The organism is Streptomyces asiaticus, from assembly GCF_018138715.1.
GTDB lineage: Bacteria > Actinomycetota > Actinomycetes > Streptomycetales > Streptomycetaceae > Streptomyces > Streptomyces asiaticus.
The window spans coordinates 876411-899676 of sequence record NZ_JAGSHX010000001.1 but is presented as its reverse complement, the minus strand read 5'-3'; the positions used below and the strand labels follow the sequence as shown (position 1 = coordinate 899676).

The window sequence follows — 23266 nt, the reverse complement described above, 5'->3', positions numbered from 1 at the left end:
GTCACGCTTCCCTCGTCTTCCGGTGGCGGTAGCTCAGTACGGCGGACCGGATGCCCTGGCCGTCGACGCCGTAGAAACGGAGAAGGTCCTGGTGGGCGGCGACCGGCGGGTACCGGTGGTCGGTGTGCAGGCTGATCACCGCCGGACCTGGGCGGCCGAGTGCCTCCGCGGTGGCCGGACCGAGACCGCCGGGCGCCAGGGATTCCGCCGCGGTGACGACGAGCGGCCGGCGGCCGGCGAGCTCTCGGATCGCGGTGGCGGGAAAGGGGCGCAGGGTGGTCACTGAGGCGACGGCCGCCACCACCCCGTCCGCGGCCAGCCCGTCCGCGGCGTCGAGCGCCTCGGCCACGCATCGACCGGTTGCCAGGACCAGAACGTCGTCGCCGTCCCGCAGCAGCCGGGGTCCGCGGGGGTCACCCTCGGAGGCCGCGGTGGGCAGCACGGGATCAGGACGCGCGGAGAGCCGCACGTAGGCCGGCCCCGAGGTGTCGGCCAGCAGCGTTCGCACCACGGAGACGGCGTCGGCGGCATCGGCCGGGCAGTACACCCTCATGCCGGGCATGGCCGACATCAGGGTGATGTCGTCCGGGGCGTGGTGGGTGGGGCCGAGCGGGCCATAGCCGAAGCCGCCGCCCACGCCGAGCAGCACGACCGGCAGGCCGGGCACGCACACGTCCAGCCGGATCTGTTCGTACGCCCGGCGGACCAGGAACGGCGCCATGGCGGCGGCCACCGGACGCAGGCCGGCGCGGGCCAGCCCCGCGGCGACGCCGACCAGGTTGGCCTCGGCGATGCCCGCGTCCACATAGCGACGCGGATCCCGCTCGAGGACCTGGTTGAACAAGGCCCGTCCGTCCGCACCCAGGGCGATCAGGCTGGAGTCGTCGTCCACGGCGGCGGCCAGCACCGGGGCGAGCGCGGCTCGCATGCTCTGCGGCGCGACGGATGTGTGGTGCGGCGGGATGGATGTGGTGGTCATGGTGCTCTCCTCACGCCGACGCGGTCAGCGCCGCGACGGCGATCCGGCGTTGGGCGGCGTCCAGCTCTCCCATGTGCCAGGCGGGATCACCCTCGGCGAAGGGAACTCCCCTGCCCTTGGTGGTGTGGGCGATCAGCACCGCCGGGCCGTCACCGGCTTCCAGCGCGGTGACCGCGTCGGCGATAGCCGTGATGTCGTGGCCGTCGCTCTCGCCGACCCGCCAGCCGAAGGCACGCCACTTGTCCGCCAGGGGTTCCAGGGCACAGACCTCTTCCGTGTCACCCTCCTGCTGAAGGCGGTTGCGGTCGACGACGGCCACGAGGTTGCCGAGCCGGTGGTGGGCGGCGAACTGCGCCGCCTCCCAGTTGCTGCCCTCGTCGAGCTCGCCGTCGCCCGTGATCACGTAGACCCGGCGGTCCTTGCCTGCGAGCCGTGCGCCCAGCGCCAGGCCACTTGCGAGGGACAGGCCGTGGCCCAGCGCCCCGGTGGCCGCCTCGATCCCGGGAATACCGTCCGACGGGTGCCCTGGAAGCTCGTTCAGGTCCGTGGTCAGCACGCCCAGTTCGGCGAGCACGGCGTACAGGCCGTAGGCACCGTGGCCCTTGCTGAGGACGAGCAGATCGCGGTCCGGCCAGTCGGGGCGGGCTGGGTCGCGACGCAGGATCCTGGTGTAGAGCGCGGCCAGCACGTCGATCAGCGAAAGCGCGGGGCCCAAGTGGATGGCCTTGCGCGCCGCTAGTTCGACGACGCGGAGTCGGGCCCGCCTGGCCAGTTCGTCCACGTTCGACATAAGGAACACTCCTCGCGAGAACGGGGTTGGAATGAGCCGGGAACTCGACACCCGGGCAGTCGGACGTAAGTACTCGGGCTCGGGACGGGCACTCCAACACCTGTTCACCCGCGACGTTGCTCAACGCCCCGCCGAAGGCGCACAATCCCGTCTCCCTGGTCGGCCTTTCAGAGCGAAAGAATCCCCCATCGAATTCGGCTCCGAATCCGACGAGCCGACAGCTGATGGTTTGCTCAGTCGGTGTCACCGACAGTCAAAACGAGGTCGCTCGCCTTGGTCAACATGTTGCGCGCGAGCGTGCCCTGGATGTTCGCAGACACCCACCTGTGGTCGAGAGCGGTCGTCTCTGCCGTTCCCGGTGGACCCGAAAGAAACGTGCCGCATATTTGTATCAGCCTGGATCGCCCGGTTGCCAGCAATCTAAATGCCACCTAAACGCCCGCCTATGCCTCGTCTAAATGAAGCAGTGTCGACGCCTTGAAAACTTGGACAGCTGCTGGTTGGCATGTTGTGATGGGAGCCACGGCGTCCGTGATGACCAGAGGTCGGCTGCGAATCGAGTTGCACGTACCAGCAATTCACTTCGAGGGAGCACCATGATTTCGATGCGTCGCCCGTGGCACGAGAGTGTCTGGTTCCGTTCGACCGGCCCCGACAGCTGACCCTGCCGGCCAATACGGCTTTGCGCGCGGAGACATCCCCGTTCAGTGTCCCATCCTTTCCGGAAAGGAACGTTCATGTCTGCTGGCTACGGGCGGCTGATCTGGCGCAACGGCGTCCTCTTGCCGTGGGAGGAGGCCACCGTCCACATCAGCTCAGTGGGCCACGCCTCGGTCTCAGCCGCGTTCGAAGGCGTGCACTCGTACTGGAGCAGCACGCGGGAGACACTCCACGGCTTCCGGTTGCGCGACCACATGCAACGGCTGCTCGAATCGCTGCGGATGAGCTGGATGGAGCCCGAGTTCGACGCGGACGCGCTCGTCACCGCGACGGTCGAACTTCTCGCGTCCTGGCACACCACGGGCAAGGACCTGCATATCCGCCCGTGGGGCTTCGCCGCCGGAACACATCGCCAACAGATGGTGCCGCGCGGCACCCTGGCCGAGATCGCCATCGAGACCTGGGAGTTCGAGAGCAAGCTGGGCCAGGGCCACACCTGCACGCTCGCGGTCAGCTCGTGGCCGCGGTTCAACCACGGTGCCTCACCGGCGTCGATGAAGGTGTTCTCCAATTACCACAACGGCCGACTGGGCAACATCGACGCCAGAGCACGCGGGGCCGACTGGCCGATCTTCCTCAACACCAACGGCCAGGTCACCGAGTCGTCGGGGTCGTGCATCGCCCTGGTCAAACGCGGCCGGCTGGTCACCCCGACCCTGTCCGATGGTGTGCTGGACAGCATCACCCGACGCACGCTCATCCAACTGGCCCAGGAGGAGCTGGGTCTCGACGTGGAGACCAGGCCGGTGGAGCGCACCGAGCTGTACCTCGCCGACGAGATCTTCCTCATGGGCACCTCGGCCGAGGTGCTGCCCGCCGTCGAGGTGGACGGCTTCCCGATCGGCGACGGCAAGACCGCGGGTGAGATCACGCAGGCGATCGAGGTCTGCTACCACGACACCGTGCGAGCCGTGACCGGCAAGCACGACGAATGGCTGACCCCGGTGCACCTCGACCGAGCTCCTGGCGCGCCGTCGTCCCTCTCCCCCACTGGTTCGAGCGATGCCGGGAGTTCGAAATGAAGCGTCTCGTCCATGCCGTCGTGGGCTGCGGCCGTGTCGCCCCCAACCACGTCGACGGCTTCTCCGTCCTGCCCGATCTGGAGGTGCGCTGGGCCTGCGACCGCGATCTCACGACCGCGGAGTCGCTGGCTCGTGCACACGGCCTGCCGCGCGTCACGACGGACGTGCACGAGGTGCTGGCCGACCCTGAGGTGGACAGCGTCTCCATCGCGACCGGGCATGCCACGCACCACGGGCTGGTCGCGGCGGCGCTCGAAGCGGGCAAGCACGTGCTCGTGGAGAAGCCGCTCGCCCTCAGCGTCGAGGACGGCACGGCCCTGACATCCCTCGCCGAGCGCGCCGGACGGGTGCTGTCGGTCGTCTCCCAGCACCGCTACGACCGCGTCGTCACCGCCGTCCGGGACTGGATCGAGGCCGGCCTGCTGGGCAGCCTCGTCTCGGGCGTGGTCAGCCTGCAGTGCGGCCGTGACGACGCGTACTACGCGGGCAGTGACTGGCGCGGCACCTACGCGGGTGAGGGCGGGTCGGCCCTGGTCAACCAGGGCTACCACGCGCTCGACGTGACCCGCTGGCTGACCGGCGGACTCGCGGTGGTCGGCGCGGCCGCCGGGCACACCGCGCCGCGGGGCGGTATGGAGACCGAGGACACCCTCGCGGCTCTGCTGCGCGGCCCGCAGGGCGCACTCGTGACCTACCAGGTCACCGTGGCCAGCAGCATCACCTGGCGCACCCGCGTCGAGATCATCGGCACCGGAGGGTCGGTCCTGTTCGACCTCGACCACCCCGGGACCCTGCACGTTGCGGAGGGCAACGAGGAGCTGCGCGCGGCGGCGGCAGAGCTCGCCTCGGCGAAGGTGGAGCAGGCTCCGCCGGGGATCGGCTACTACGGCATCTCCCACCGCCGGCAGATCGCGGATTTCGCGGCGGCCGTGCGGGACGGCCACAAGATGATCGCCGACGACCGGGCCGGGCTGGACACCCTGAGCCTGTTCCAGGAGATCTATCGTGTGGCCCGGCACGAGGTGGCGGCACCCGTCCTGTCAGCGCTGGGAAGCTGAGTCACCGATGGCGGAGTGGCCGCAGTCGGCGTCCCGCACACCTCGGTGTCGCCCCAGCCATGGTCAGGGGCGACACCGGGGCGGGAGCGGACGTCGCCCGGCGGTACGCCGCGGTCGAGGACTCGCTGGGCGGCAGCTTCTCACTGGAGGTCGGCGGCCCGCGTACGCTGCCCGGCGAGTTAAGCGGCATTCCGCGGCCGGACTGGGCCGGTACGGTCGCCGGCCGGCAGCGCCGCGGGGGGCTGAACAGCCTGGTCGGCGCGGCCACCGCGAGCCGGATCGAGGAGGCCCGGACCGTCGCCGGGGAGGTCCTGACGTAGATCGCCGCCCCCGGGATGGCCGGCGGCCTGCCCAGCGTGCCGATGGACCACCGGGACGGCGAGGGCCACGCACCCACGACCGAACCTCACCCGCCGCCCGCTGTCCGCTGTCCGCCGCCCGCTGTCCGCGGAAGAGGTGGACGAACTACCGCGGGGCGACGTGGCCGCCCTGCACCGGCGCGGGGCGCATCCGGTGCTGCTCGTACGCCTGGCCCAAGCCCGACTCTTCGGCCTCGATCCGCAGCTTTACGCGGCCCGCGTCAAGACCGCCGAGCCTCGGCTTCACCAGCCCTGCTGCGACAGGTGAGGCCGAGGGGTCGACGTCATGACCGGAGGTCGACACCAGCGGTGACTTCGCCGGACCTCCAGGGAGCGCAGTCCCCCGCGGAAGCGAGTGAATGGGAGTTCGAAACATGCTGCACGACGTCACCGACGCCACGCGCCGGTTTATCGGTCTGCTGGACGCTGACCAACGCGAACACGCGATTCGCGCGGTCACCGATGACGATCTCAGGCACCGCTGGGGGTACGCACCCGGCACACGACCTGGCCTGGTGCTCGGCGATCTCCGGCGCGACCAGCGCAAAGCGGTGCACGGCATGCTCACAACAGTGCTCAGCCCTCACACCTACTCGCAGGCCGCAGCGGTCATGGCGTTGGAAGACGTCCTCGACCACCGAGAGGGCGGGCACCGCGACCGTCACAGCGGCGACTACTGGACAATCCTCTTCGGCACCCCGGACGGCGACGAACCGTGGGGATGGCGAATCGAAGGCCACCACCTCTCGGTGAACGTCGTCGTCGCCGACGGCCACGTCTCGGCGACACCGTTCTTCCTCGGCGCGAACCCAGCCCGCGTCACCTACCGCGGCCGCGTCGTCGGCCAACCGTTGCCGCTCGAAGAAGAACTCGCTCGCGAACTCCTCGACCGCATGGACCCGACCGCCCGCCGCCTCGCCGTCGTGTCGGACCTCACGCCACACGACATCCGCAGCAGCGACTCCCCGCGCATCAATCCATCAGAACCGGTCGGCGTGACACCGGCGCAACTCGGCAAGCCCGCAGGCAAGCTGCTGGTCGACATCGTCCGCCTCTACCTCGACCGGCTCAGGCACGAACTCGCTGACAAGGAGTTCGCGCAGATCGACCAGGAACGCCTGCACTTCTCGTGGGAGGGCTCGCTGCGTCGCGGCGAAGGCCACTACTACCGCGTCCAGGGTCCGGAACTGCTCATCGAGTACGACAACACATTCAACGAGGCCAACCACATCCACACCGTCTGGCGTCGCCATTCGGGTGACTTCGGCGACGACCTCCTTGCCGCCCACTGCGACGCGCCACGGCACACTGTCCCCCTCGGAGTGGCCCAGAAGGGTTGACGACGCCGTCGCCCTGCAAGAACGCCTGCGCACCCAGCGCGTTCGAGCAACCCGGCGAGGAACGCGGGTTGACGAGCGACCTCGTCATGGACGACGAGGTCGTCGGCGGACAGCGTTTCCCTGCCTACCCCAGCACTGAACACGCCACCACAGCACGGGAGGAAACCGATGGAAGTCCGTCTGGACGGCCGCAGCGCCATCATCACAGGTGCCAGCAAGGGTCTTGGGCTCGCGATGGCCAAGGAATTTGCTGCCTCCGGCGCCAATGTGGCGATGCTGGCCCGCAATCCCGATACGCTGGCCGAAGCCAAGGCTGTTGCATCGGCCGGTGCCCAGGGACGGGTCAAATCCTTCAGCTGTGACGTTTCCAAGGCCGCCGACATCCAGAAAGCCTATGATGCGGTCGTCGGCGCGTTCGGACAGGTCGATATCCTGATCAACAATGCTGGCCAGACCCGGTCCATGCCGTCGGACCAGATTACCGATGACATCTGGCAGGAAGACCTGGATCTGAAGCTTTTCGCGGCGATCCGCCTTACCCGGCTTGTCTGGCCGGGCATGAAGCAACGCAAATGGGGCCGGATCATCAACGTGCTCAACACCGGGGCCAAGACACCACAGGCCAATGGTGCCCCCACGGTGGTGTCGCGTGCGGCCGGCATGGCGCTGATGAAGGTCTTCGCCAGTGAGGGCGCCCCGCATGGCATCCTGGTCAACGGCATGCTTGTCGGCCAGATCGTGTCGGATCAGATCGCGCGTCGTTACAGGGCCGAGGACACGAACGTCTCATTCGAGGACTATGTTGCCAAGGCCGGCGCCAATATCCCGGTCGGCCGCATGGGCAAGGCCGAGGAGTTCGCCGCCATGGCCTGCTTCCTGTGCTCGGATCATGCGGGCTTCACCGCCGGGACGGCGATCAATATGGACGGCGGCGCCTCGCCCGTGGTTTGACGCCGCCGGGTCACGCTGCGGGAGCGCAGAGCGCGGCCGTCCTCCATACATATGCACGGACATCGGCGCGGGCCTGTCGCGGTGCGGTCAGCGCCCGCTTCCCGGCCGCTGCCGGCGTGTCGATCAGCCGGGACACTGTCGGATCCGAGGCCACCGGCCCGAACACCGTCGGCTCGGCCCGAAGCATGCCCACATCCGCCAGGCAGTCCCCACCCCAGCGCGACCGCGAGCGCCACATCCAGCAGGACCGTGCCCGGATCATGCACCGCCCGCGACGTGCGCCACGGCGCCAAGGCCGCCGATATCGCCTGATCCACGCCGATCTTGCGGACTGTCTCCACCAGCAGCACACCACCGGCGTTTCTGATCAACCACCGGAGGCCCCGCCACGTGAAAGCGCGAGGCTAGGCGGTGCGGGGAGCCCATCGGTGCTCCCCGCACGTCCGATGTCAGGACTCCACCGGCGACCGGTGCGAGCTCAGTCGCGAGGCGACGGCGCTCGAGATGGCCCGCTTGGCCCGGCCGACGTCGTCGGACCGCACGATGTCGTGCACGTTCACCAGGTCGCCGCCGGGCTCCAGACCGAGCCTGTCCGAGAACGTCCGACGGGCGTTGCCGAACACCCGTAGCGCCTGGGCGCGATGACGAGTCAGGAGAAACGCCAGCATCAGCTGCTGGTGCAGGATTTCGTTGAGCGGGTTCCGCGGCACTTGCTGGGTGAGGAAGCCGATTGCCTCGTGGTACAGGCCGGCGCTGAGCTGTGCCCATGCGGTGAGTTCCACGCATTCGGTGCGCGACTGCCGCAGCCATGAATCGAACGAGCTGAGGATCGGTCCCGAATACACGCCCCCCATCAGGCTGCCCCGGTGCAGGGCGAGCGCGTTGCGCCACGCCCGCGCCGCCCCCTCGTGATCACCGTTGGCCATGCTGAGATGGCCGTCGGCCCGATACCGGCCGAAGAGCTGCACGTCCAGCTGCTGACCGCGGACAGCCATGGTGTAGCCGGGGAACTGGCTGTCGACGACCCCATTCCCGATCTGGTCCCTCAGCTTGGAGATGTAGACGTAGATGGCATCCCGGGCCCGCCGTGGCGGCTGGTGCCACACCTCGCCGATCAACTCCTCGACGCTGACCACGCGGCCACTCCGGACCAGCAGGGTGGTCAGGATCACTGACAGGTTTCGCGACCGGATCGCGTGGGGGCGACCGTCGACGACGAGGCGGGGTGGACCGAGGATTTCGAAGCGTAAGTCGTGGGTCATGGTTCACGCTCCTCCGGGATTGACGCAGGACCGGCGGTGCGTTCCCGCATGAAGTCTCCTCGGGCCCTCGCCGTGTCGTTGCGGTGGCGCAGGATCCCGTCGGCTCCCCGCAAGGCGGTACCGGGCGGCCGACGGGGGGATCAAGCTGGTCGTGGACGTAAGCAATTCGCTCCGCCCTGACGCTCCGACCAGCGAGGACCGGTTGTTCTGCCACGTCTACGGGCGCGGTGACCGCAAGACGGATCAGTTCGTGCCGGGCCGGCAGTCAGCCGAAGTCGACGACGCGGTCACCCCGCTTGATCACCCCGTCGGCGACCAGCTCGATCGACTCGATCCCCGGCGAGGCGGTGAACCAGGACAGCTGCGCCAACGGTTCGTCCGAGTAGGTGGTGGAGAACTTGTCGACCCAACGGTCGGTGAACGCACCTCATTCGCCATTCCCCTCACGCCATCAGTTTCGCGGCACACAGCGTCGCGCTGAATTCCTGAATTCTCCACGACGCGTCTTACGGCCGCCTTGTCCGTCGGCTTGTCCAACGCCTTGTTCACCGCCTTGTCCAACTCCTTGCAGGGATTCCGCAGTCAACTGCCCGACGTTTACGTGATCGGCCGTTCGAACAGCAGCGGCCGCGGGAATCAAGCCGGCCGCAAGAACCTCGTAAGGAGTTGGACAAGCCCGCGGACAAGACAACCGCAAGGAGCATGGTGGAGACTTCCGGGACTGGCACCACGCACGGATCGACCACGCCGTATCGACCATGGCGACGGAATCTGTTTTCCTGGCCCTGAATCCCATCGCCGCATATTTCTTTGAGATATGGGGGATCCTCGGCCGCACGCGACGTCATCGAGACACACCTCACCGTGGAAACGCCCGGACACCGTCCAGCCCCCGGCAAGGAGTTCGCGCCTTGAAGCTGCCTCCGTCTGAACCACCCGCGACCTCGTCCACCCTCCTTCTGGTCGGATCCGGTTCCCGCCTCCGTCAGGGACACCTGCTGTCCCATCTGGCCGCCGCCGCCGACGTGGTCCTCCTCGACACCGTGGCACCGACCTGGCAGAAGCCCTGGCTCAAGGGCGCGGAGGCGTACGACCCTCGGGACACGCCGTTCCCCCTGGAGCAGGCCCGCCGGCTGTGCCGGGACCACGATGTGCGGGCCGTCGTCACCTACAACGAGTCGGAAGTCCTCCTGGCGGCCGAACTCGCCGCGACGCTCGGGCTGCCCGGCCTGCCCGTCGAGGCGGCGCGGATCTGCAGGGACAAGCACCGGCAGCGCGAGCTGCTCAACCGCACGGGTCTCTCGCCCACCGTGTCCGTCCCCGTACACGACGTCCACGAGGGGCTGCGGGCCGCCGCCGACATCGGCTATCCCGTCGTGGTCAAGCCGCGTGGCCTGTCCGGAAGCCTCGGTGTCGGCCGCGTCGCCGACCCGACGGACTTCACCCGGTTCTTCGAACTGGCCGCGGGAGTCGACAAGATGGGCATGGCCAGCGACGGCGTCCTCGTCGAGGAGTACGTGACGGGAACCGAGTTCCTGGTCGACGTCTGGAGCAGCGGGGGAACGGCCGAGGTCGTCTACTGCGGCCGGAAGTACATGGCGCACGACCCGTACCCGATCGACACCGGGCACATCATGGGCGAGGGGGCGCTCCCGGCAGCGGAGTACGCCGCCGGCCTCGCCCTGGCCCGGGACGCCGTCCTGGCCGCCGGCATCGACCGCACGATCGCCAACCTGGACGTCGTGCTGACGCCCCACGGCCCCCGCGTCATGGAGATCAACGGGCGCCCCGCCGGGGACCTGGCCTCCGTGATCGCACACCTCGGCACCGGTCTGAGCGTCGGCGGCCTGCTGGCGGACGCGGCGCTCGGGCGCCCGCTGCGCGCCGAGCCCGCTCCGGACCGCGCCGCCGGCGTCAAGTTCCTCTACCCCGCCCGTCGGCAGCGCTTCGAAGGGCTGGCCGAGGCACCGGAGTTGAGGGCACAGCCGTGGCTCCACGAGATCGGTGAACTGCCCGAACGCGGCACCGTGGTGGAGCCTCCGCCCGAGGACTGTTTCGGCCGGGCCGGGTGGGTGATCGCGGAGGGCACCCACGCCGATCAGGTCCACGAACGGCTCACCGAGGCCGAACGCGCCCTGACCGTCCAGGGGCCCTATGTGTGACCTACGAAGGGAGCGCGCGATGAATGAAATTCAGGCTGCGATCAGGTCGATCATCGTGAACGACTTGTTCTGCGAGATCCCCGAATCCGAGATAGGAGTCGACGACGGCCTGCGGAACGTACTGGCACTCGACTCACTCGGCTTCCTCGAGTTGCGTGTCACCTGCGAGGAGCGGTTCGACATCGAGATCTCCGAGGACGACTTCACTCCGGAGAACTTCACCAGCATCCGATCCATCTCCGACCTGGTTCTCCGCCTGCGTGAGACCCAGCTCGAAACGACCTGAGCCCATGGCGTCCGCAGAGGACCTTCCGCGAAGCGAGCTGCCTGATATGACTCACGGACATGACAGCGACACGATCGAGTCCTGGTTCGACCGCACGATGCACATGGACCAGTACGGAACGCGGCTTCCGTTCGGCAGCCTCGGTGCCAAGGGGCTGACTCACCGCTTCGTGGAGCTGAGCGGTGCCGACCGGGGGCGGGAGCTGAACGTCCTCGATGCGAGCGGTGGTTACGCCAGCGCGTGTCTCGGGGCCGGCTCACCAGTGGTCGGCTCGGCTCTCTCCCGCGCCGTGGCGGAGGCGGGCTACGTCACCGACGAGATCCACTCATGGGAACGCTCGCAACTGCTCGAACTCCTCTTCAGCGGGGACGGGTTGTGGGCCGAGCAGTTTCCGGCCGACGAGTACCACGTCGCCGGTCGCAATTCCGGGTCGGAGGGAATGGAGCTGGCGCTGCGGCTGGCGCTGGAATCCCGCTTCGACCGCCGTCGCCTACAGCCCGCGGAAGGGCGGGAAGATCGGGACATCGTTCTCGCATTCGAGGGGGCGTGGCACGGTTGGACCGGTGGGTTGCTCCCGCTGCTGAACAAGAGGCACTACCGGATCGGACTGCCCTCCGTGGCACCGGAGCCGTACGGCCTCACCGTCCGGCACATCCCGTTCGGGCACGTCGACGCGGCCCGCGAATTCTTCGCACGCCACGGTGACCGCGTACTCGCGGTGGTGATCGAACCCGTTCAGGGCGACGCCGGAATCATCGTGCCGCCCGCCGGCTATCTGCGTGAAGTCGCCCGGTTGTGCACGGACAGCGGGGCTCTCCTCGTGGCGGACGAGGTCCTCACCTTTGCCAAGACGGGCCAGTTTTTCGGCATGGCCGACGAGAACGGGCCGATTCCGACCGATGTCTCCGTGGTGGGCAAGAGCCTCGGGATGGGCGTGCTGTCCACGTCCATGGTCATCGCCCGCCGAAACCTGACCGTACGGGCCACCGGCGCCATTTCCACCTCGGACCTTCGCCCCCTCACCTGCGCGGTGATCCGGGCGGGCCTCGAACACATCCAGGCCGAGGGAATGCTGGAGAAGTCACGGGATCTGGGTGAGCACCTGGCCAAGCGGCTGGACGAGGAACTCGTCACCGTCTTCCCGGAGCTCTACACGGAGAGCCGAGGATCCGGCGTCATGCACGGCGTCGAGCTGACGCAACGCGCAGCCGACCGGTTGGGCGAATTCCGCGAGACGATGATCCGCAGCGGCGTGTTCGTCGAATTCATGGGCGGCGCGGGTCGGCGTTCGGCGGGCCTCCGCTACGTCTTCCCGACCATGCGGGTCGCCCCTCCCATCATCTCCACCCTCGCGGACGCGGACGCGATCGTGGAGCGTCTGTCGGCCGGTTCCCGCCACTTTCTCGAGGTATCCGCGTGACCGCCGCAGAACCCGTACCGCGGGAATGGGCGGAGGTCCATCGACGCGTGGAGCACGTCGACACCGACGCGTCCGGTGTCGTGCATTTCTCCCGATACTCCTCCTGGCTCGAAACCGCCGTGCTGGAGAACCTGGATCGCCTCGGCGCCGGGCTCGACGCCCTGGCTCGCGTGAACCTGGAACTGGCCGTCGTGGAACTGCGCATGCTCTATCACGCACCGGCCCGCTTCCTGGACCACGTCCGCGTCAGAGCCCGTGTCGAACGAGTCGGGCCCGCGCGCGTCCAGGTCTCCGGGGAGATCTCGCGGGAGAACCCCGGCGACGTGCCGAGGTGCGCGTCCGGGAGCCTGCTGCTCGGCGCGGTGGACCTCTCGACCGGAGCGCCCTCCCTGCTCCCAGAAAACATCGCAACCACACTGAAGGAGTGCACTGTCCGTGCAGAGGGTTGATTCCGCCCAGACGACAGAGCCGACAGCGCCAACAGCGCCAACAGCGCCAACAGCGCCAACAGCGCCAACAGCGAAGCGGACCATGGGCTTCACGGAGCTCAAGAGTTGGCTTCGCCACCGCCACCCGATGGTGTATCTGGACCGGATCCTCGACTACGAGACCGGGGTCCGGCTCCGGAGCAGCCTGTCGGTCTCCGGGACCATGGACGTGATCGCGGGACACTTCCCGGACCGGGCCGTCTTCCCCGCCAGCCATCTGACCCAGGCGTTCGCCCAGTCGGGCATCATCCTCTACCAGCTCAGCACCTCCCGCCTCACCGACGACGAGATCACCCTCATCGGCTCGGTGAAGGCGCGCTTCACCCGCGTCGTGGTCCCGGGCGACCGCGTGATCTTCGATGTGCGGAGTGACCGCATCAGGGGCAACACCTTCAGCTTCTCCTGCAGCGCGACCGTGGACGACCACCTCGTCGCGGCGTTCAAGGGCACGCTGGTGCGGTCCAAGATCGCGGACTTGGGCGAGCAGTTGTGGTGACGTCCAGCCCACCTCCGGCACCGACGTCAACTCCCGCGTCGGCATGGGAGAACGCGGACGTGTGGGTCACGGGCATGGGGTGGGTGACCGCGCTCGGATGCGGGCTGGAGGAGGTCTGGAGCGCTCTGCTGCACGGCCGTACCGGTGTCGACGCGGTCCCCTCCGAGCACCGGCTGCGCAACGGCGACGCCGCGGTCGTCCGCGACCCTCCGCTGTCCATGACCCCGGTCGAGCGCCAACACCTCATCACCCGCGACACCCTGGCCGCCGCGGTGCGCGACGCCGGACTCGAACTCACCGACGCGCGCCTGCGGCCCGTGCTGGGCACCAGCTACGGACCGCACCTGGACACGGTCGGCGTACCGGCCCTGGACCGCTGGGCCGCCGATGCCGTACGGGCACTCGGCATCCCGAAGGCCCCGCTCTCGGTGACGACCGCCTGCTCCTCCGGCTCCGACAGCCTCCTGGTCGGCGTGGAGCTCATCCGCAGCGGTGCGGAGGACCTCTGCGTCTGCGGAGGAGTGGACGTCCTCACCCCGGCCAAGAGACTCGGGCACTCGGCGCTCGGCACCATGTCGCCCACCTCGCTCCGTGCCTTCGACGCCGACAACGACGGCACGATCCTGGGGGAAGGCGCGGCGTTCCTCGTCCTGGAATCCGGCCGGTCGGCCCGTACCCGCGGGGCTCGGGCGCACGGTTTCCTCGTCGGCACCGGCTCGGCCAATGACGCGGTGAGCCCCGCGGCCCCCGACGCGACCGGTGACAGCGTCGTACGGGCTGTCAGCAAGGCACTGCGCGGCGCGGCCCGTGGTGTGGCGGACGTGAACGTGGTCAACGCCCACGGCTCCGGCACTCCCGCGAACGACGCCGTCGAATCCGTCAGTTACAGAAGGCTGTTCGGCACCGGCGGCCAGGCGCCAGGCGCCCCTACGGTGTTCGCCACCAAGGGGGCGTTCGGCCACACCCTCGGGGCGACCGGTGCGATCGAGGCCATCACCGTACTGCTGGCTCTCCGTGACCGCACGGTGCCACCAGTCCACGGTCTCACCACGCTCCGTCCGGACTTCCCGCTGCCGGTGCCGAAAAGCCGGCCCGCCGCGTTCACCGGCCGACTCGGGCTGAGCGTGACCCTCGGCTTCGGTGGCTTCAACACCTGCCTGGCCTTTGAGGGAGCACCATGAACGCCTTCCCGGCCTTCGGGCCGTACGCCATCTGTCCGCCGGACACAGCGGACGTCGCCGTCGTGGGCCACGGGGACGCCTCCCGGGAACAGCTGAGGGCTGTCCGCAGCCGTATCCCGTCCCTGTACGCCGACCCGCTGGCCTGGCTGGTCGCGGACGCGGTCGAGAACGCGCTGTCGGAGTGCGCCACCGATGTCCTGGCCTGCCGCGAAGACGTCGCCGTGATCCTGGTGAGCGCGCACTGCACGCTGCACACCATGGACGCGGTGGCGCGTTCGCTTCCCGCCCCACGCGTGTCCCCGCTGCGCTTCGCGGGCGCGAGCCCGGGCAGCGCGGGGAGTCTGCTCTGCCTGCTGCACGGCTTCAAGGGATCGTCCCTGACGTTCTCGATGACACCCGAGGACGGTCTGCCCGCCGCGCGTACGGTCGCCCGTTCATGGCTGCGCTCCGGTGCCGCCCCCTACGTGGTGCTCTGCGCCCACCAGAGGCACGAGGGACAGGGGCACTCGGTGCGCTGTGCCGTGCTGGCCCCCGCGGTCAGCGTCGCGCACGCCGGGGATGTCGGCCGTGCCGCGGCAGGCCGGGGGTGAGCGCCATGCCGACGGACTCCCTTCCGGACGCGGACGTGATCGAGACGTTTCTCGACAGCACGGTGGACGTGCACGGGCACGGTCCGCCCCGACCTCTGGCGGCCGCGCTCGACGACCTCGCCGGGACGGTCGTGGGCGCGGGGGCTCCCGTCCTGATCGCGATGCCCAACGGTACGTCCCTCCTGACGGCCTTCTTCGCGGTGCTCCTCCACGGTGGCGTGCCCGTTCCCCTGGCACCGGCGTCGAGTTCCGCCCGTCTCACCGAAGTGGCCCGCCGGCTCGGCGCAAGTGCCCTGATCGCGCCGAGAGTTGACGCACGGCGCTACGGCGCGGCGCCCCCGCGCCCGTTCGGCGACGCCGATCTGCTGCCCCTGCCGTGGGGCGAACGGCGGCACTACTCCCGTGGTGAAGTCATCCTGATGACCTCGGGCACCTCCGGTATCGCCAGTGGGTGCCTGCACGCGCTCGACTCGCTGCTGGAGAACGCGGCACGGCACGCGAACGCCGTCGGCCAGCGGGAGGGCGACACGGTGCTGCTCAACCTACCGCTGCACTACTCGTACGCTCTCGTGGCGCAGGCCCTCGCCGCGCTGGTCCGCGGCTCACGCCTCGTCATCACGGGTCCGCCGTTCACTCCGCGGACCTACGTCGAGGCGCTGCGCACCCACCAGGTCGCCCTCTCGTCCCTGACCCCGGCCGCGGTCGCACGGTTCATCGAGCAGGACCTCGCCCTGCCGGGCACACTGCGCACCCTGACCGTGGGGGGAGACCGACTGCCACCGGCCCACGTGCAGAGGCTGCTGGCGTCCCGGCATGGACTCGAGCTCTACCTCACGTACGGCCTCACCGAGGCCGGCCCACGGGTCACCACTCTGGCGGCGCACCGTGAGCCGCCCCGCCGGTACGCGTCCAGCGGCCTTCCGCTGCACGGAGTCCGTACGCGGCTGCGGCCGTCCGGTCTCGCCGACGGCTCCCAGGAACTCCTGGTGGAATCCAGCACGGTGCTCCGCCGCAGGGTGCCGGACGACCAGAGCAGTCCGCTGGTCGCACCGGGGACCATCGCCACCGGCGACCTCTTCACCATCGACGAGGACGGATACCACTACATCCAGGGCAGACTCTCCGACTCCATCATCGTCAACGGCGAGAAGGTCTGGCTTCCTTCGGTCCGCGCCGCCGCCGAGGCCATCCCGGGAGTGCGCCGGTCCACGAGCCGGGTGCACGCGGAGAACGGCGAGCACCGCTACGAGCTCGACGTGTACGTGGACCAGCCGAGTCCGGCGCTGGCCGCGGACATCAAGCGGACCCTCTACCGCCTTCTGCTCCGCAACGAGCGGCCGCACCGCATCACCGTACGGCCGGCGCGGACCACCGAGTGGCACAAGTGACAGCGCCCATGGGCCGGTCGGGGCCGGGTTGTGGGCCCGTGCGGGACCGTGGTGCGGCGGCCGGCAACGGCTACTGCCGCACTTCGTGGCGGCGGCCAGGGGCTCCAGCTCCTGGCGCACCTCGGAGATATGCGCCAGGTCGCTGAGATCTCCGTCTCCGCTCCACGGGACCTCCATGGACCCACGCCCCGCTGAACGCCCGCTTCGCCCGCACACGACGCGCCTTGGGTCACCGCGACGCCCACGCCTTGCCGGCGGGCTGGACGGTGTCCTCGCGCGGGGTGGTCCTCCGGGTGCGGAAGGACCACAGGACGTACAGGGCCAGGCAGTAGCCGAGGAGTTGGACGGAGAGATAGCTCCCGGTCCCGCCGCTCTCCACGACGGGAAGCACCACCAAGGGCGCGACGAACATGCCGAGGCCGTGCGCGAGCGACGTGGCGGCGGCATAGCCCTCCACCGCGCCCGGCGGAGCGGTCCGGGTGACGAGCGGTTGGACGCTGGGGGCTATGAGGCACTGCCCGACGGCGAACACGAGGCCGAACAGGACTCCCAGCAGCAGTCGTCCACGCGGCGCGGGGACCAGCAGGGCGCCCGCCAGGAAGGCCAGCGCCGCCATCCAGGCCACGATCGCCACCGACAGGGCACCTGTGTAGCCGACGCGTTCGACGGCACGCAGGGCGAGCCCCTGAAAGGCGATGATTCCGGCGGTGTTGCACGCGATGACGACGCTGATCGCCACCACCGAGAGGTGCGCGTCGCGCAGTACGGCGGGCACCACGGACTCGAACTGGCCGAGTCCGAAGATCACGAGGGCCGACTGGAGCACCAGCAGACGCAGGAACACGGGATCACGCAGGGCGGCGGAGCGCCTGCCCGGCGCGGCGGCGGCCTCGGTGTCGGCGTCGGTGGCGCTGGACACCGTGTCCCGTGGCTCCACGTGTGTCCGCCTGAGGCGGACCAGCATCACCCCGTACACCAGGTAGCTGGCGGCGTTGGCCGCCAGGCACACGGTGTAGCCGTCGTCACCGAGCCGCTGGACGGCCTGGCCGCCCAGCAGCGAACCGACCGTCATCATCAGCGCGGAGGCGCGGTGTTGGCCGGACAGCACACGGCTGAACGCCGCGTCGCCGAACGCCCTGGTCAGCAACGGGGTCTGGACAGCGTAGTAGATGCCCGTGCCCGCACCGGACAGGCAGGCGGCGGGCACCGTGACCGCCATCGAGTCCGCCGCCGTGAGCCAGGTCGCGCCCGCGGCCTGGAGGACGGTGGCGGCGACCGCGGTCGGGCCGGGTCCCCGGACACGGCCGATCCAGGCGGCTAACGGGTTGACCACGAGCCCGGAGAGCGCGAACAGCGCGAAGTAGAGGGAGACACCCGAGGTGGACACGCCGAGCGTCTCCCGCAGGTAGGCCACGATGAGGGGCAGCATCAGACCGCTGCCGAACGCGGTGGCACTCCAGCCGGTCAGGAACCCCCCGTAGCCGGGCAACGACGCGCGCGTGGATGTGGACCCTTGGGCAGAAGGCATACAAAAGTATCCAAACCGAGGCAGAACAGGACAAGCCTGACCATACCCTGTTGACCTGACGGGCCGTCGGGTCCCTGTCGCTGAGCGCCCCAACGGCAGCCCAAGGACGTGGGGCGAGCGGATAAGGACCTGGCGGGGAGGGTAACAAACCGTCGTAACGACAAAGCACGGCGGGAGAGTTATGAGTGAGCAGCGACGTGCGCGTTCCGCCCAGGGCTTGAGGATGCGGGTCTTCGGGACAATGGTCGCCTTACACGGGACTCGGGAGCTGTCGTTAGGCGCCCCGCGTCATCGAGCGCTGCTGGGACTCCTGATGGTGCGGCTGAACCAGGTCGTCCCCGTCCCCCAGCTCATCGAGGAGTTGTGGGGCGAACGTCCGCCCCGGCGCCCAACGGCCGCCCTGCACACGTACATCTGCCATCTGCGCCGTGCGCTCAGCTTCGGCGCGAGGCCGGGAGGCCCGTCGATGCTGGTGCGCCACCAGTCGCCCGGCTACGTCCTCGCCCTCGACCCGGACCAGGTCGACGCCCACCGGTTCGAGCGGTTGGTGAGCCAGGCACGGCGCGACATGGCGGCCCAGGACCACCGGGTGGCGCAGGACCGGCTCAGCGCCGCCCTGGCGTTATGGCGGGGTGCCCCCTACCTGGAGCTCGTCGACTACGCCCCGATGGCCGAGGAGAGCGCCCGGCTGGAGCAGGCGCGGTTGGCCGCCGTGGAGTTGCACGCCGAGGCGTCCCTCGCGCTCGGGGAGAACGACGCCGTCGTGGCGCGGCTCCTTCCGGAGGCCCAGCGGCACCCGATGCGCGAATGCCTGATCGCGTATCTGATGACCGGCCTGTACCGGCTGGGCCGACAGGCCGACGCGCTGCAGCTGTTCGAGCGGACGCGTGCGCACCTGGCGGAGGAGCTGGGAGTGGACGCCGGCGCCGAACTCCAGCGGGTCCACGCCGCCATACTGCGGCAGGAGCTGCCGTTCGGGGACCGTCCCGCCACGCGTGTGGACGTGACCGCGGGCGAGGACCTGGCTGACGCGACGGCCTTACCGCAGGCGGAACCCCCCACGGGTGGCGGCCACAAGGACATGGTGACGTACGGCGCGCGGACGGCCCGGTCGGCCCTCTCCCATGAGCGGGCGGAGCCGGGTGCCCGGGCTGCGGTTCCGCACACTGCCGGCGTCCCGCACAGTGACGCCGTTGGGCACAGTGCCGGGGTTCCTCACGCAATGACATCGTTGCCATTCGTCGGCCGCACCTATGAGCTGACCGTACTCGGTGCCTGGGCGGACGCCGCCCTCTCCGGCGAGGGCGGTCTGGCCGCGGTGACGGGCCAATCCGGGATCGGCAAGACCCAGTTGACGGTGGAAGTCACGCGTGGGGCGCGGGAGGCCGGGCACGAAGTGATCGGCGTCTCCTGCCCCGGGGAGGACGGTCCGGCGTACGGGGTGTGGGCCCGGATACTGCGGCAGCTCTCCCACACACGCCCCGAGGCCTTCCGTACGGTCAGCGCACGGTACAGCGGTCTGCTCGGCGGCCTCCTGTCCGACGTGCCGTCAGACGCGGCGGAGGACGTGCAGCCGCCGCTGCAGGCGCCCTTCCTCGTCGAGGACGCCGTGTGCGTCATCCTCGTCGCGCTGGCCCGGCAGAAGCCGTTCCTGCTGGTGCTGGACGATCTGCAGTCGGCCGACTGCTCCTCCCTGAACCTGCTGCACCTTCTCACGTGCAGATTGCCCGAGGTGCCGCTGGGCGTCCTGGTGGCCAGCGCCGACCCGGGCCCGGCGTCCGAGAGCACACCGCAGACGGCGCTGGACCATCTGCTGACCAGCGCCCGGACGTTGATCCTGCGGCTGGGCGGCCTCTCCGAGCAGGCGGTCGCCACACTGGTGGCCACTCAGGTCGACGCCGATGTCGATGCCGAGGCGACGCTGGCGCTGCACAAGCGCAGCGGGGGCAGCCCGTGCGCTCTGCGCCGGCTGTTGTAGCCGGCGTGAGGAATGTCCGCGCCCAGGTCGTGTCCGCTCTACCCGCTCGCGAAGCCCGCGTCCATGGCGCCTGTGAGCGCCTTCGGGCGGGGCGTTGCGGCCTGGCGGCAGTACGGGGCCTGCACCGGCTCCGTGAAAATCCCAAGAGACCGTGTAGAGCGCCTGGAGGACGGCACCGAAGTCCGATTCGGGGGGCTTCTCAGCAACACCAAGCGTGGCGCGGCGTACGCTGACCGGGCCAAAGGCGCCCCCGCACGCCGGAAGTCGCACCCACCGGCACGTGGGTGCGACTTTGCAGCGGCCGTGACGGGACTGGTCAGCTCCCACGGGTGACTGCTACCTGCGGGGGCTGATGCTGGACGGCCGCCGTAAGTCGATCCAGGCCATGGCCGCTCGGCCGCCGGACCGAGCTGGGCGGCGAGCTGGAGCTGGGCGGCTTGAAGTCGGTGCGGGTGACGGCGGCGGGGTCGTTTGTGGCCTGCCTTGGGTATCGGCCAGTTCCATGCGTGTGCTGATCCAGCGCACCGAGGACGGCGGCATTCCGATCGGATTCGGCCAACTCGGCGACATCGCCGTCCAGTTGTTGCTGCCGTTCCTCGCCGGGCAGATGCTTCGGCGCTGGATCTCCGACTGGCTCGGCCGACACCGCGCTGTGATCAGCGTCTGCGACCGGGCGTCGATTCCGCTGGTGGTCTACTCGGCGTTCAGCCGGGGCATGACCACCGGCATCTGGCAGCGCGTCTCACCGGCGCGGCCGGCGCTCCTCGGCACGCTGTGCGCCCTGCTGCTGGGTGTCGTCCTGCTCCTGGCCAACCGCTGTGCGCGCGTGTTGCGCCTGCCCCGCGGACCGGGTGACCGCGGTCCTCTGCGGTGCCACCAAGAGCCTGGCCAGCGGACTGCCCATGGCCTCCGTGCTGATTCCGGCGGGCCGGTCGCCGTGATCGTACTGCCCCTGATGCACACCCTTCAACGGCAGGCTGACTCCACGTTTTCCACGCCGTGGGCCCGGTCGGCAGGGGGGCGTTGTCCCCTTGGGTCGACGCCTTCGGCGTGGGGCTGGGGAAGGGTGCCGACCCAGATGCTGATGGCGTCGCTGGGGGCGACGGACGAGGGGGTCCACGCTGACCTTCTGAACAGCGATGACGCGCTGACCGCTCAAGCCCGCCAGATCGCGTGTCTCCGGCCGCAGGAGACCCTGACGCTCCGCGGAGCGTTGATTACTAGACCTTGAAAGTCTAGTCTCGACGGAACACATCGTGACCGGCCCCCAATGGAGGATGCGTGAGAGCCGCCGACAGCACGGCACGCGTTGGCCGCCTGGTCTGGATGGACACGGACCTGTGGAAGCGGCGAGTGAAGCAGCGCGCCGAGGGCAACGGCCTGGCCCGAGCCCGCTCGCGGGTCCTCGAGGCACTCCTGGCGGCGTACGCCGAAGGGTCGCTCGGCGCGCCCGTACCGGCCGGCAGCACGTTCGGCACGGTGGAGCGGGGCGGGTGCCGTGTCTACCTCGATGACAGCGTGTGCGAAAGGGCAGAGGCCAGGTGGAAGATTCAGGAGCAGGCCCGTCGAGGAGGCGACCCCGGGTTCGGACTGCTGTGTGAGGTGCTGCTGAGGGAGTATGCCGAGGGGCGCGTCGAGCTGCGGATCACCGCGGCTCCCACCGGGAGCGCTGGAAGCGTGGCGGCATGAGTGAAGCAGCAGCGGACGGGCACGAAGCCCTGATTCCGCAGCCCAATGCCACGGCGGAGGAGCTGCGCGCGGCTGTGGTGCAGATCGCGCCGAACCAGGTGGCCGTGTTCGACGCCGAGCGGACGGCGGCGGTGGAGGCGGCCCGCAGCCAGGTCGACGCGGCCCCCATGCGCCGGTTCCTGAGGCGGTGGGCACTCGCGGTGGCGATCGAGCGCGTTCCTGCGCGGGCGGCGCGACTGAGCGAGCTGGAGGCCCGCGCGGGGCAGGTGGAGAGTCTGGCCGAGGGACGTGCCATCGCCGCCGAGGTGGCGGCCATCCATGCGGAGGCAGCGGCCGAGGCCGGGATCGACAGGCGGACCGCCGGGTGACCGAAGACGCCGGACAAGGGTGGCGCTGGGAGTACGAGCCCGACTACGAGCACGTGGCGAAGGGGCTGTCCGAACGCGTGGTCGGGGAGGTGGAGCGGCTTGCCGGTCAGCTGGTGGACCTGGCCGAGATGGGCATTGACATCACGGCCATCGGAGACGGTCCGAGGCCGGGAGCCGCAGGCGGTGTGCGGCGCCTACCGGTCCTGGACGACGGATTCATGCTGGTCCTGCCACTCCCCCGGCTGCTCCTTGTCGCCGTCACATACGTCTGCCCCCCGTTCGCCGACTTGTAGGTTCTTCCGCATCGTGCGGCCGTGACCCCGAAGGCGTCGGCATACCTGTGCCCCGCGCTCGACCAGCTGGGCGTCCAGGTGCGTGCCGGGGTCGAGGTGGTGAAGGTGCTGCCCGACGCGGTGACAAGTCACGCAGGGCGGCGGCGTGCCGCGCTGCCGCCTGCACGGTCCAGCCGTGCCGGGCCAGGCTCGGTGACCCGGCCGATACCGCTGGGACATCCAGTGATCAGGACAGGCGCGGATGGCGGTTGTCGCATGCGGATCTCCTGCGGGGTGTGGCCGCCGCGTTCCATACTCGCGGATCCTGGACAGGCGGACCGGACGGAGACAGAGGGTCCTCAAGGTCCAGGAGGGCCGCGCCCGCGGTGCTCGTGGCCGCCCCTTGCCGGACCCGGGCGGCGGTCGGCGGACCCGCGCCGTCCGCCGAGGCCAGCAGCATGGAGGCGGCCTCCGAGACAAGGGCGGCGACGTTGCCACCGCCTGTCAGCTGCCCGTCCTCGGCCCGGCGCCGGGCCTGAACATGGTGCTCGCCGCCCCGGGCCGGCATGTGCTGCACCAGATCCCCTACAGCGAGCAGCTCATCTCCCGTCGCTCCGAGGGCTGGGCGGCGGCCGCCCCTGACTGGCGGCCGACGCCCGCGCCGCGGCCCGGCGGCGAACTGGTGCCGCCCATCCAGGCCGCGGTGAACTTCGCCTTCACCCCCATCGAGCTGAACCACCGACCCGTTCGGCGCCACCGTCGTGCTGATGGACAAGGACGGCTACAGCGTGCGCCTGACCGAAGCGTGCGCCCGCTGACCCGCCCGTGGCACGCAGCTTCGACGACGACGCGTCCCGCCGGATTCGGCGCGCGGACCTGGATGGGCAGACCCGGGGGGAGATGGCATGGCGATCTCCGCTCACCAGCTCCTCGCGTGAT

General features: G+C 69.8%; 25 protein-coding genes and 1 pseudogene. 18 read left to right on the top strand and 8 right to left on the bottom strand.

Annotated features, from left to right (window positions below):
- Position 1: 1 nt before the first annotated feature.
- Positions 2–979 (bottom strand): transketolase C-terminal domain-containing protein, encoded by a 978-nt coding sequence (locus tag KHP12_RS03675; protein ID WP_086879721.1) that lies wholly within the window; start codon positions 977–979, stop codon positions 2–4.
- 10 nt (positions 980–989) lie between these two features.
- Positions 990–1769 (bottom strand): transketolase, encoded by a 780-nt coding sequence (locus tag KHP12_RS03670; protein WP_208652833.1) that lies wholly within the window; start codon positions 1767–1769, stop codon positions 990–992.
- Positions 1770–2506: 737 nt separating this feature from the next.
- On the opposite strand from KHP12_RS03670, the gene KHP12_RS03665 reads away from it, so the two are divergent.
- Genes KHP12_RS03665 through KHP12_RS03655 form a run of 3 tightly spaced genes read left to right on the top strand, consistent with a single transcriptional unit; the run spans position 2507 to position 4889 of the window.
- The gene (locus tag KHP12_RS03665) at positions 2507–3511 is read left to right on the top strand and encodes an aminotransferase class IV (RefSeq protein WP_211831414.1); all 1005 of its coding nucleotides are present in this window, start codon (positions 2507–2509) and stop codon (positions 3509–3511) included.
- Positions 3508–4569, top strand: coding sequence for a Gfo/Idh/MocA family protein (locus tag KHP12_RS03660; RefSeq protein ID WP_167442350.1), 1062 nt, complete (start codon positions 3508–3510; stop codon positions 4567–4569). The genes KHP12_RS03665 and KHP12_RS03660 overlap by 4 nt, the downstream gene beginning before the upstream one ends.
- A gap of 59 nt (positions 4570–4628) precedes the next feature.
- Complete coding sequence (locus KHP12_RS03655; RefSeq protein ID WP_086879718.1) at positions 4629–4889, top strand: hypothetical protein; 261 nt, start codon at positions 4629–4631, stop codon at positions 4887–4889.
- 145 nt (positions 4890–5034) lie between these two features.
- Here the strand turns inward: KHP12_RS03655 and KHP12_RS03650 are convergent, their stop codons facing one another.
- The gene (locus KHP12_RS03650; RefSeq protein WP_211831412.1) at positions 5035–5232 is read right to left on the bottom strand and encodes a hypothetical protein; all 198 of its coding nucleotides are present in this window, start codon (positions 5230–5232) and stop codon (positions 5035–5037) included.
- Between the two features lie 70 nt (positions 5233–5302).
- On the opposite strand from KHP12_RS03650, the gene KHP12_RS03645 reads away from it, so the two are divergent.
- Entirely contained in the window at positions 5303–6268 is a 966-nt protein-coding gene (locus tag KHP12_RS03645; protein ID WP_211831411.1) for a DUF3500 domain-containing protein, read from the top strand.
- Between the two features lie 168 nt (positions 6269–6436).
- Positions 6437–7219 (top strand): SDR family oxidoreductase, encoded by a 783-nt coding sequence (locus tag KHP12_RS03640; protein WP_211831409.1) that lies wholly within the window; start codon positions 6437–6439, stop codon positions 7217–7219.
- A 19-nt stretch (positions 7220–7238) separates the two neighbouring features.
- Here the strand turns inward: KHP12_RS03640 and KHP12_RS03635 are convergent.
- Positions 7239–7590 (bottom strand): annotated as a pseudogene (locus tag KHP12_RS03635) (transposase); the annotation flags it as partial.
- Between the two features lie 78 nt (positions 7591–7668).
- On the bottom strand, positions 7669–8481 hold the full coding sequence (locus tag KHP12_RS03630) for an AfsR/SARP family transcriptional regulator (protein WP_086879715.1): 813 nt from the start codon (positions 8479–8481) through the stop codon (positions 7669–7671).
- A 911-nt stretch (positions 8482–9392) separates the two neighbouring features.
- On the opposite strand from KHP12_RS03630, the gene KHP12_RS03625 reads away from it, so the two are divergent.
- The 8 genes from KHP12_RS03625 (at position 9393) to amcH (ending at position 16492) form a co-directional block, all read left to right on the top strand.
- A complete protein-coding gene (locus KHP12_RS03625) occupies positions 9393–10643 on the top strand; it encodes an ATP-grasp domain-containing protein (protein ID WP_246643060.1) in 1251 nt (416 codons plus the stop codon).
- 19 nt (positions 10644–10662) lie between these two features.
- On the top strand, positions 10663–10929 hold the full coding sequence (amcB, locus tag KHP12_RS03620; RefSeq protein WP_086879712.1) for a cispentacin biosynthesis acyl carrier protein AmcB: 267 nt from the start codon (positions 10663–10665) through the stop codon (positions 10927–10929).
- 46 nt (positions 10930–10975) lie between these two features.
- Positions 10976–12349: an amipurimycin biosynthesis protein AmcC gene (gene amcC / locus KHP12_RS03615; RefSeq protein WP_086879711.1), complete on the top strand. Its 1374-nt coding sequence runs from the start codon at positions 10976–10978 to the stop codon at positions 12347–12349.
- Positions 12346–12798 (top strand): acyl-CoA thioesterase, encoded by a 453-nt coding sequence (locus tag KHP12_RS03610; protein WP_086879710.1) that lies wholly within the window; start codon positions 12346–12348, stop codon positions 12796–12798. The genes amcC and KHP12_RS03610 overlap by 4 nt, the downstream gene beginning before the upstream one ends.
- 82 nt (positions 12799–12880) lie before the next feature.
- The gene (gene amcE / locus KHP12_RS03605) at positions 12881–13333 is read left to right on the top strand and encodes a cispentacin biosynthesis cyclizing decarboxylase AmcE (RefSeq protein WP_086879709.1); all 453 of its coding nucleotides are present in this window, start codon (positions 12881–12883) and stop codon (positions 13331–13333) included.
- Positions 13327–14514, top strand: a complete 1188-nt coding sequence (amcF, locus tag KHP12_RS03600) for a cispentacin biosynthesis acyltransferase subunit AmcF (RefSeq protein ID WP_308289272.1) — start codon at positions 13327–13329, stop codon at positions 14512–14514. The genes amcE and amcF overlap by 7 nt, the downstream gene beginning before the upstream one ends.
- Positions 14511–15104, top strand: coding sequence for a cispentacin moiety biosynthesis protein AmcG (gene amcG, locus KHP12_RS03595; RefSeq protein WP_208652832.1), 594 nt, complete (start codon positions 14511–14513; stop codon positions 15102–15104). Before amcF ends, amcG begins: the two co-directional genes overlap by 4 nt.
- A gap of 5 nt (positions 15105–15109) precedes the next feature.
- Complete coding sequence (amcH, locus tag KHP12_RS03590) at positions 15110–16492, top strand: adenylate-forming 2-oxoglutaryl-ACP ligase AmcH (RefSeq protein ID WP_167442349.1); 1383 nt, start codon at positions 15110–15112, stop codon at positions 16490–16492.
- 229 nt (positions 16493–16721) lie between these two features.
- On the opposite strand, the gene KHP12_RS03585 is transcribed toward amcH, so the two are convergent.
- Positions 16722–17981, bottom strand: a complete 1260-nt coding sequence (locus tag KHP12_RS03585; protein WP_211831403.1) for an MFS transporter — start codon at positions 17979–17981, stop codon at positions 16722–16724.
- A gap of 220 nt (positions 17982–18201) precedes the next feature.
- Here KHP12_RS03585 and KHP12_RS03580 point away from each other — a divergent pair, with 220 nt between their 5' ends.
- From KHP12_RS03580 to KHP12_RS03560, 5 genes are all read left to right on the top strand, one after another.
- On the top strand, positions 18202–19998 hold the full coding sequence (locus KHP12_RS03580) for an ATP-binding protein (RefSeq protein ID WP_308289271.1): 1797 nt from the start codon (positions 18202–18204) through the stop codon (positions 19996–19998).
- Between the two features lie 502 nt (positions 19999–20500).
- Positions 20501–21229, top strand: a complete 729-nt coding sequence (locus tag KHP12_RS03575; RefSeq protein ID WP_167442346.1) for a bile acid:sodium symporter — start codon at positions 20501–20503, stop codon at positions 21227–21229.
- Positions 21230–21279: 50 nt separating this feature from the next.
- Positions 21280–21687, top strand: coding sequence for a hypothetical protein (locus KHP12_RS03570; protein ID WP_086879704.1), 408 nt, complete (start codon positions 21280–21282; stop codon positions 21685–21687).
- Positions 21684–22055 (top strand): hypothetical protein, encoded by a 372-nt coding sequence (locus KHP12_RS03565; protein WP_086879703.1) that lies wholly within the window; start codon positions 21684–21686, stop codon positions 22053–22055. Before KHP12_RS03570 ends, KHP12_RS03565 begins: the two co-directional genes overlap by 4 nt.
- On the top strand, positions 22052–22348 hold the full coding sequence (locus KHP12_RS03560; RefSeq protein WP_211831398.1) for a hypothetical protein: 297 nt from the start codon (positions 22052–22054) through the stop codon (positions 22346–22348). The genes KHP12_RS03565 and KHP12_RS03560 overlap by 4 nt, the downstream gene beginning before the upstream one ends.
- 226 nt (positions 22349–22574) lie before the next feature.
- On the opposite strand, the gene KHP12_RS50455 is transcribed toward KHP12_RS03560, so the two are convergent.
- Both KHP12_RS50455 and KHP12_RS03550 read right to left on the bottom strand, forming a co-directional pair.
- A complete protein-coding gene (locus KHP12_RS50455) occupies positions 22575–22904 on the bottom strand; it encodes a hypothetical protein (protein WP_246643061.1) in 330 nt (109 codons plus the stop codon).
- 8 nt (positions 22905–22912) lie between these two features.
- Positions 22913–23053, bottom strand: a complete 141-nt coding sequence (locus KHP12_RS03550; protein WP_167442839.1) for a hypothetical protein — start codon at positions 23051–23053, stop codon at positions 22913–22915.
- Positions 23054–23266 lie beyond the last annotated feature (213 nt).

Excerpts from the sequence above, each read along its gene's own strand:
- KHP12_RS03675 (WP_086879721.1), bottom strand. The coding sequence starts at position 979 with ATGACCACCACATCCATCCCGCCGCACCACACATCCGTCGCGCCGCAG.
- KHP12_RS03670 (WP_208652833.1), bottom strand. The coding sequence starts at position 1,769 with ATGTCGAACGTGGACGAACTGGCCAGGCGGGCCCGACTCCGCGTCGTC.
- KHP12_RS03665 (WP_211831414.1), top strand. The coding sequence starts at position 2,507 with ATGTCTGCTGGCTACGGGCGGCTGATCTGGCGCAACGGCGTCCTCTTG.
- KHP12_RS03660 (WP_167442350.1), top strand. The coding sequence starts at position 3,508 with ATGAAGCGTCTCGTCCATGCCGTCGTGGGCTGCGGCCGTGTCGCCCCC.
- KHP12_RS03655 (WP_086879718.1), top strand. The coding sequence starts at position 4,629 with ATGGTCAGGGGCGACACCGGGGCGGGAGCGGACGTCGCCCGGCGGTAC.
- KHP12_RS03645 (WP_211831411.1), top strand. The coding sequence starts at position 5,303 with ATGCTGCACGACGTCACCGACGCCACGCGCCGGTTTATCGGTCTGCTG.
- KHP12_RS03640 (WP_211831409.1), top strand. The coding sequence starts at position 6,437 with ATGGAAGTCCGTCTGGACGGCCGCAGCGCCATCATCACAGGTGCCAGC.
- KHP12_RS03630 (WP_086879715.1), bottom strand. The coding sequence starts at position 8,481 with ATGACCCACGACTTACGCTTCGAAATCCTCGGTCCACCCCGCCTCGTC.
- amcB (WP_086879712.1), top strand. The coding sequence starts at position 10,663 with ATGAATGAAATTCAGGCTGCGATCAGGTCGATCATCGTGAACGACTTG.
- amcC (WP_086879711.1), top strand. The coding sequence starts at position 10,976 with ATGACTCACGGACATGACAGCGACACGATCGAGTCCTGGTTCGACCGC.
- amcE (WP_086879709.1), top strand. The coding sequence starts at position 12,881 with ATGGGCTTCACGGAGCTCAAGAGTTGGCTTCGCCACCGCCACCCGATG.
- amcG (WP_208652832.1), top strand. The coding sequence starts at position 14,511 with ATGAACGCCTTCCCGGCCTTCGGGCCGTACGCCATCTGTCCGCCGGAC.
- amcH (WP_167442349.1), top strand. The coding sequence starts at position 15,110 with ATGCCGACGGACTCCCTTCCGGACGCGGACGTGATCGAGACGTTTCTC.
- KHP12_RS03580 (WP_308289271.1), top strand. The coding sequence starts at position 18,202 with ATGAGTGAGCAGCGACGTGCGCGTTCCGCCCAGGGCTTGAGGATGCGG.
- KHP12_RS03575 (WP_167442346.1), top strand. The coding sequence starts at position 20,501 with ATGCGTGTGCTGATCCAGCGCACCGAGGACGGCGGCATTCCGATCGGA.
- KHP12_RS03565 (WP_086879703.1), top strand. The coding sequence starts at position 21,684 with ATGAGTGAAGCAGCAGCGGACGGGCACGAAGCCCTGATTCCGCAGCCC.
- KHP12_RS03550 (WP_167442839.1), bottom strand. The coding sequence starts at position 23,053 with ATGGGGGTGAAGGCGAAGTTCACCGCGGCCTGGATGGGCGGCACCAGT.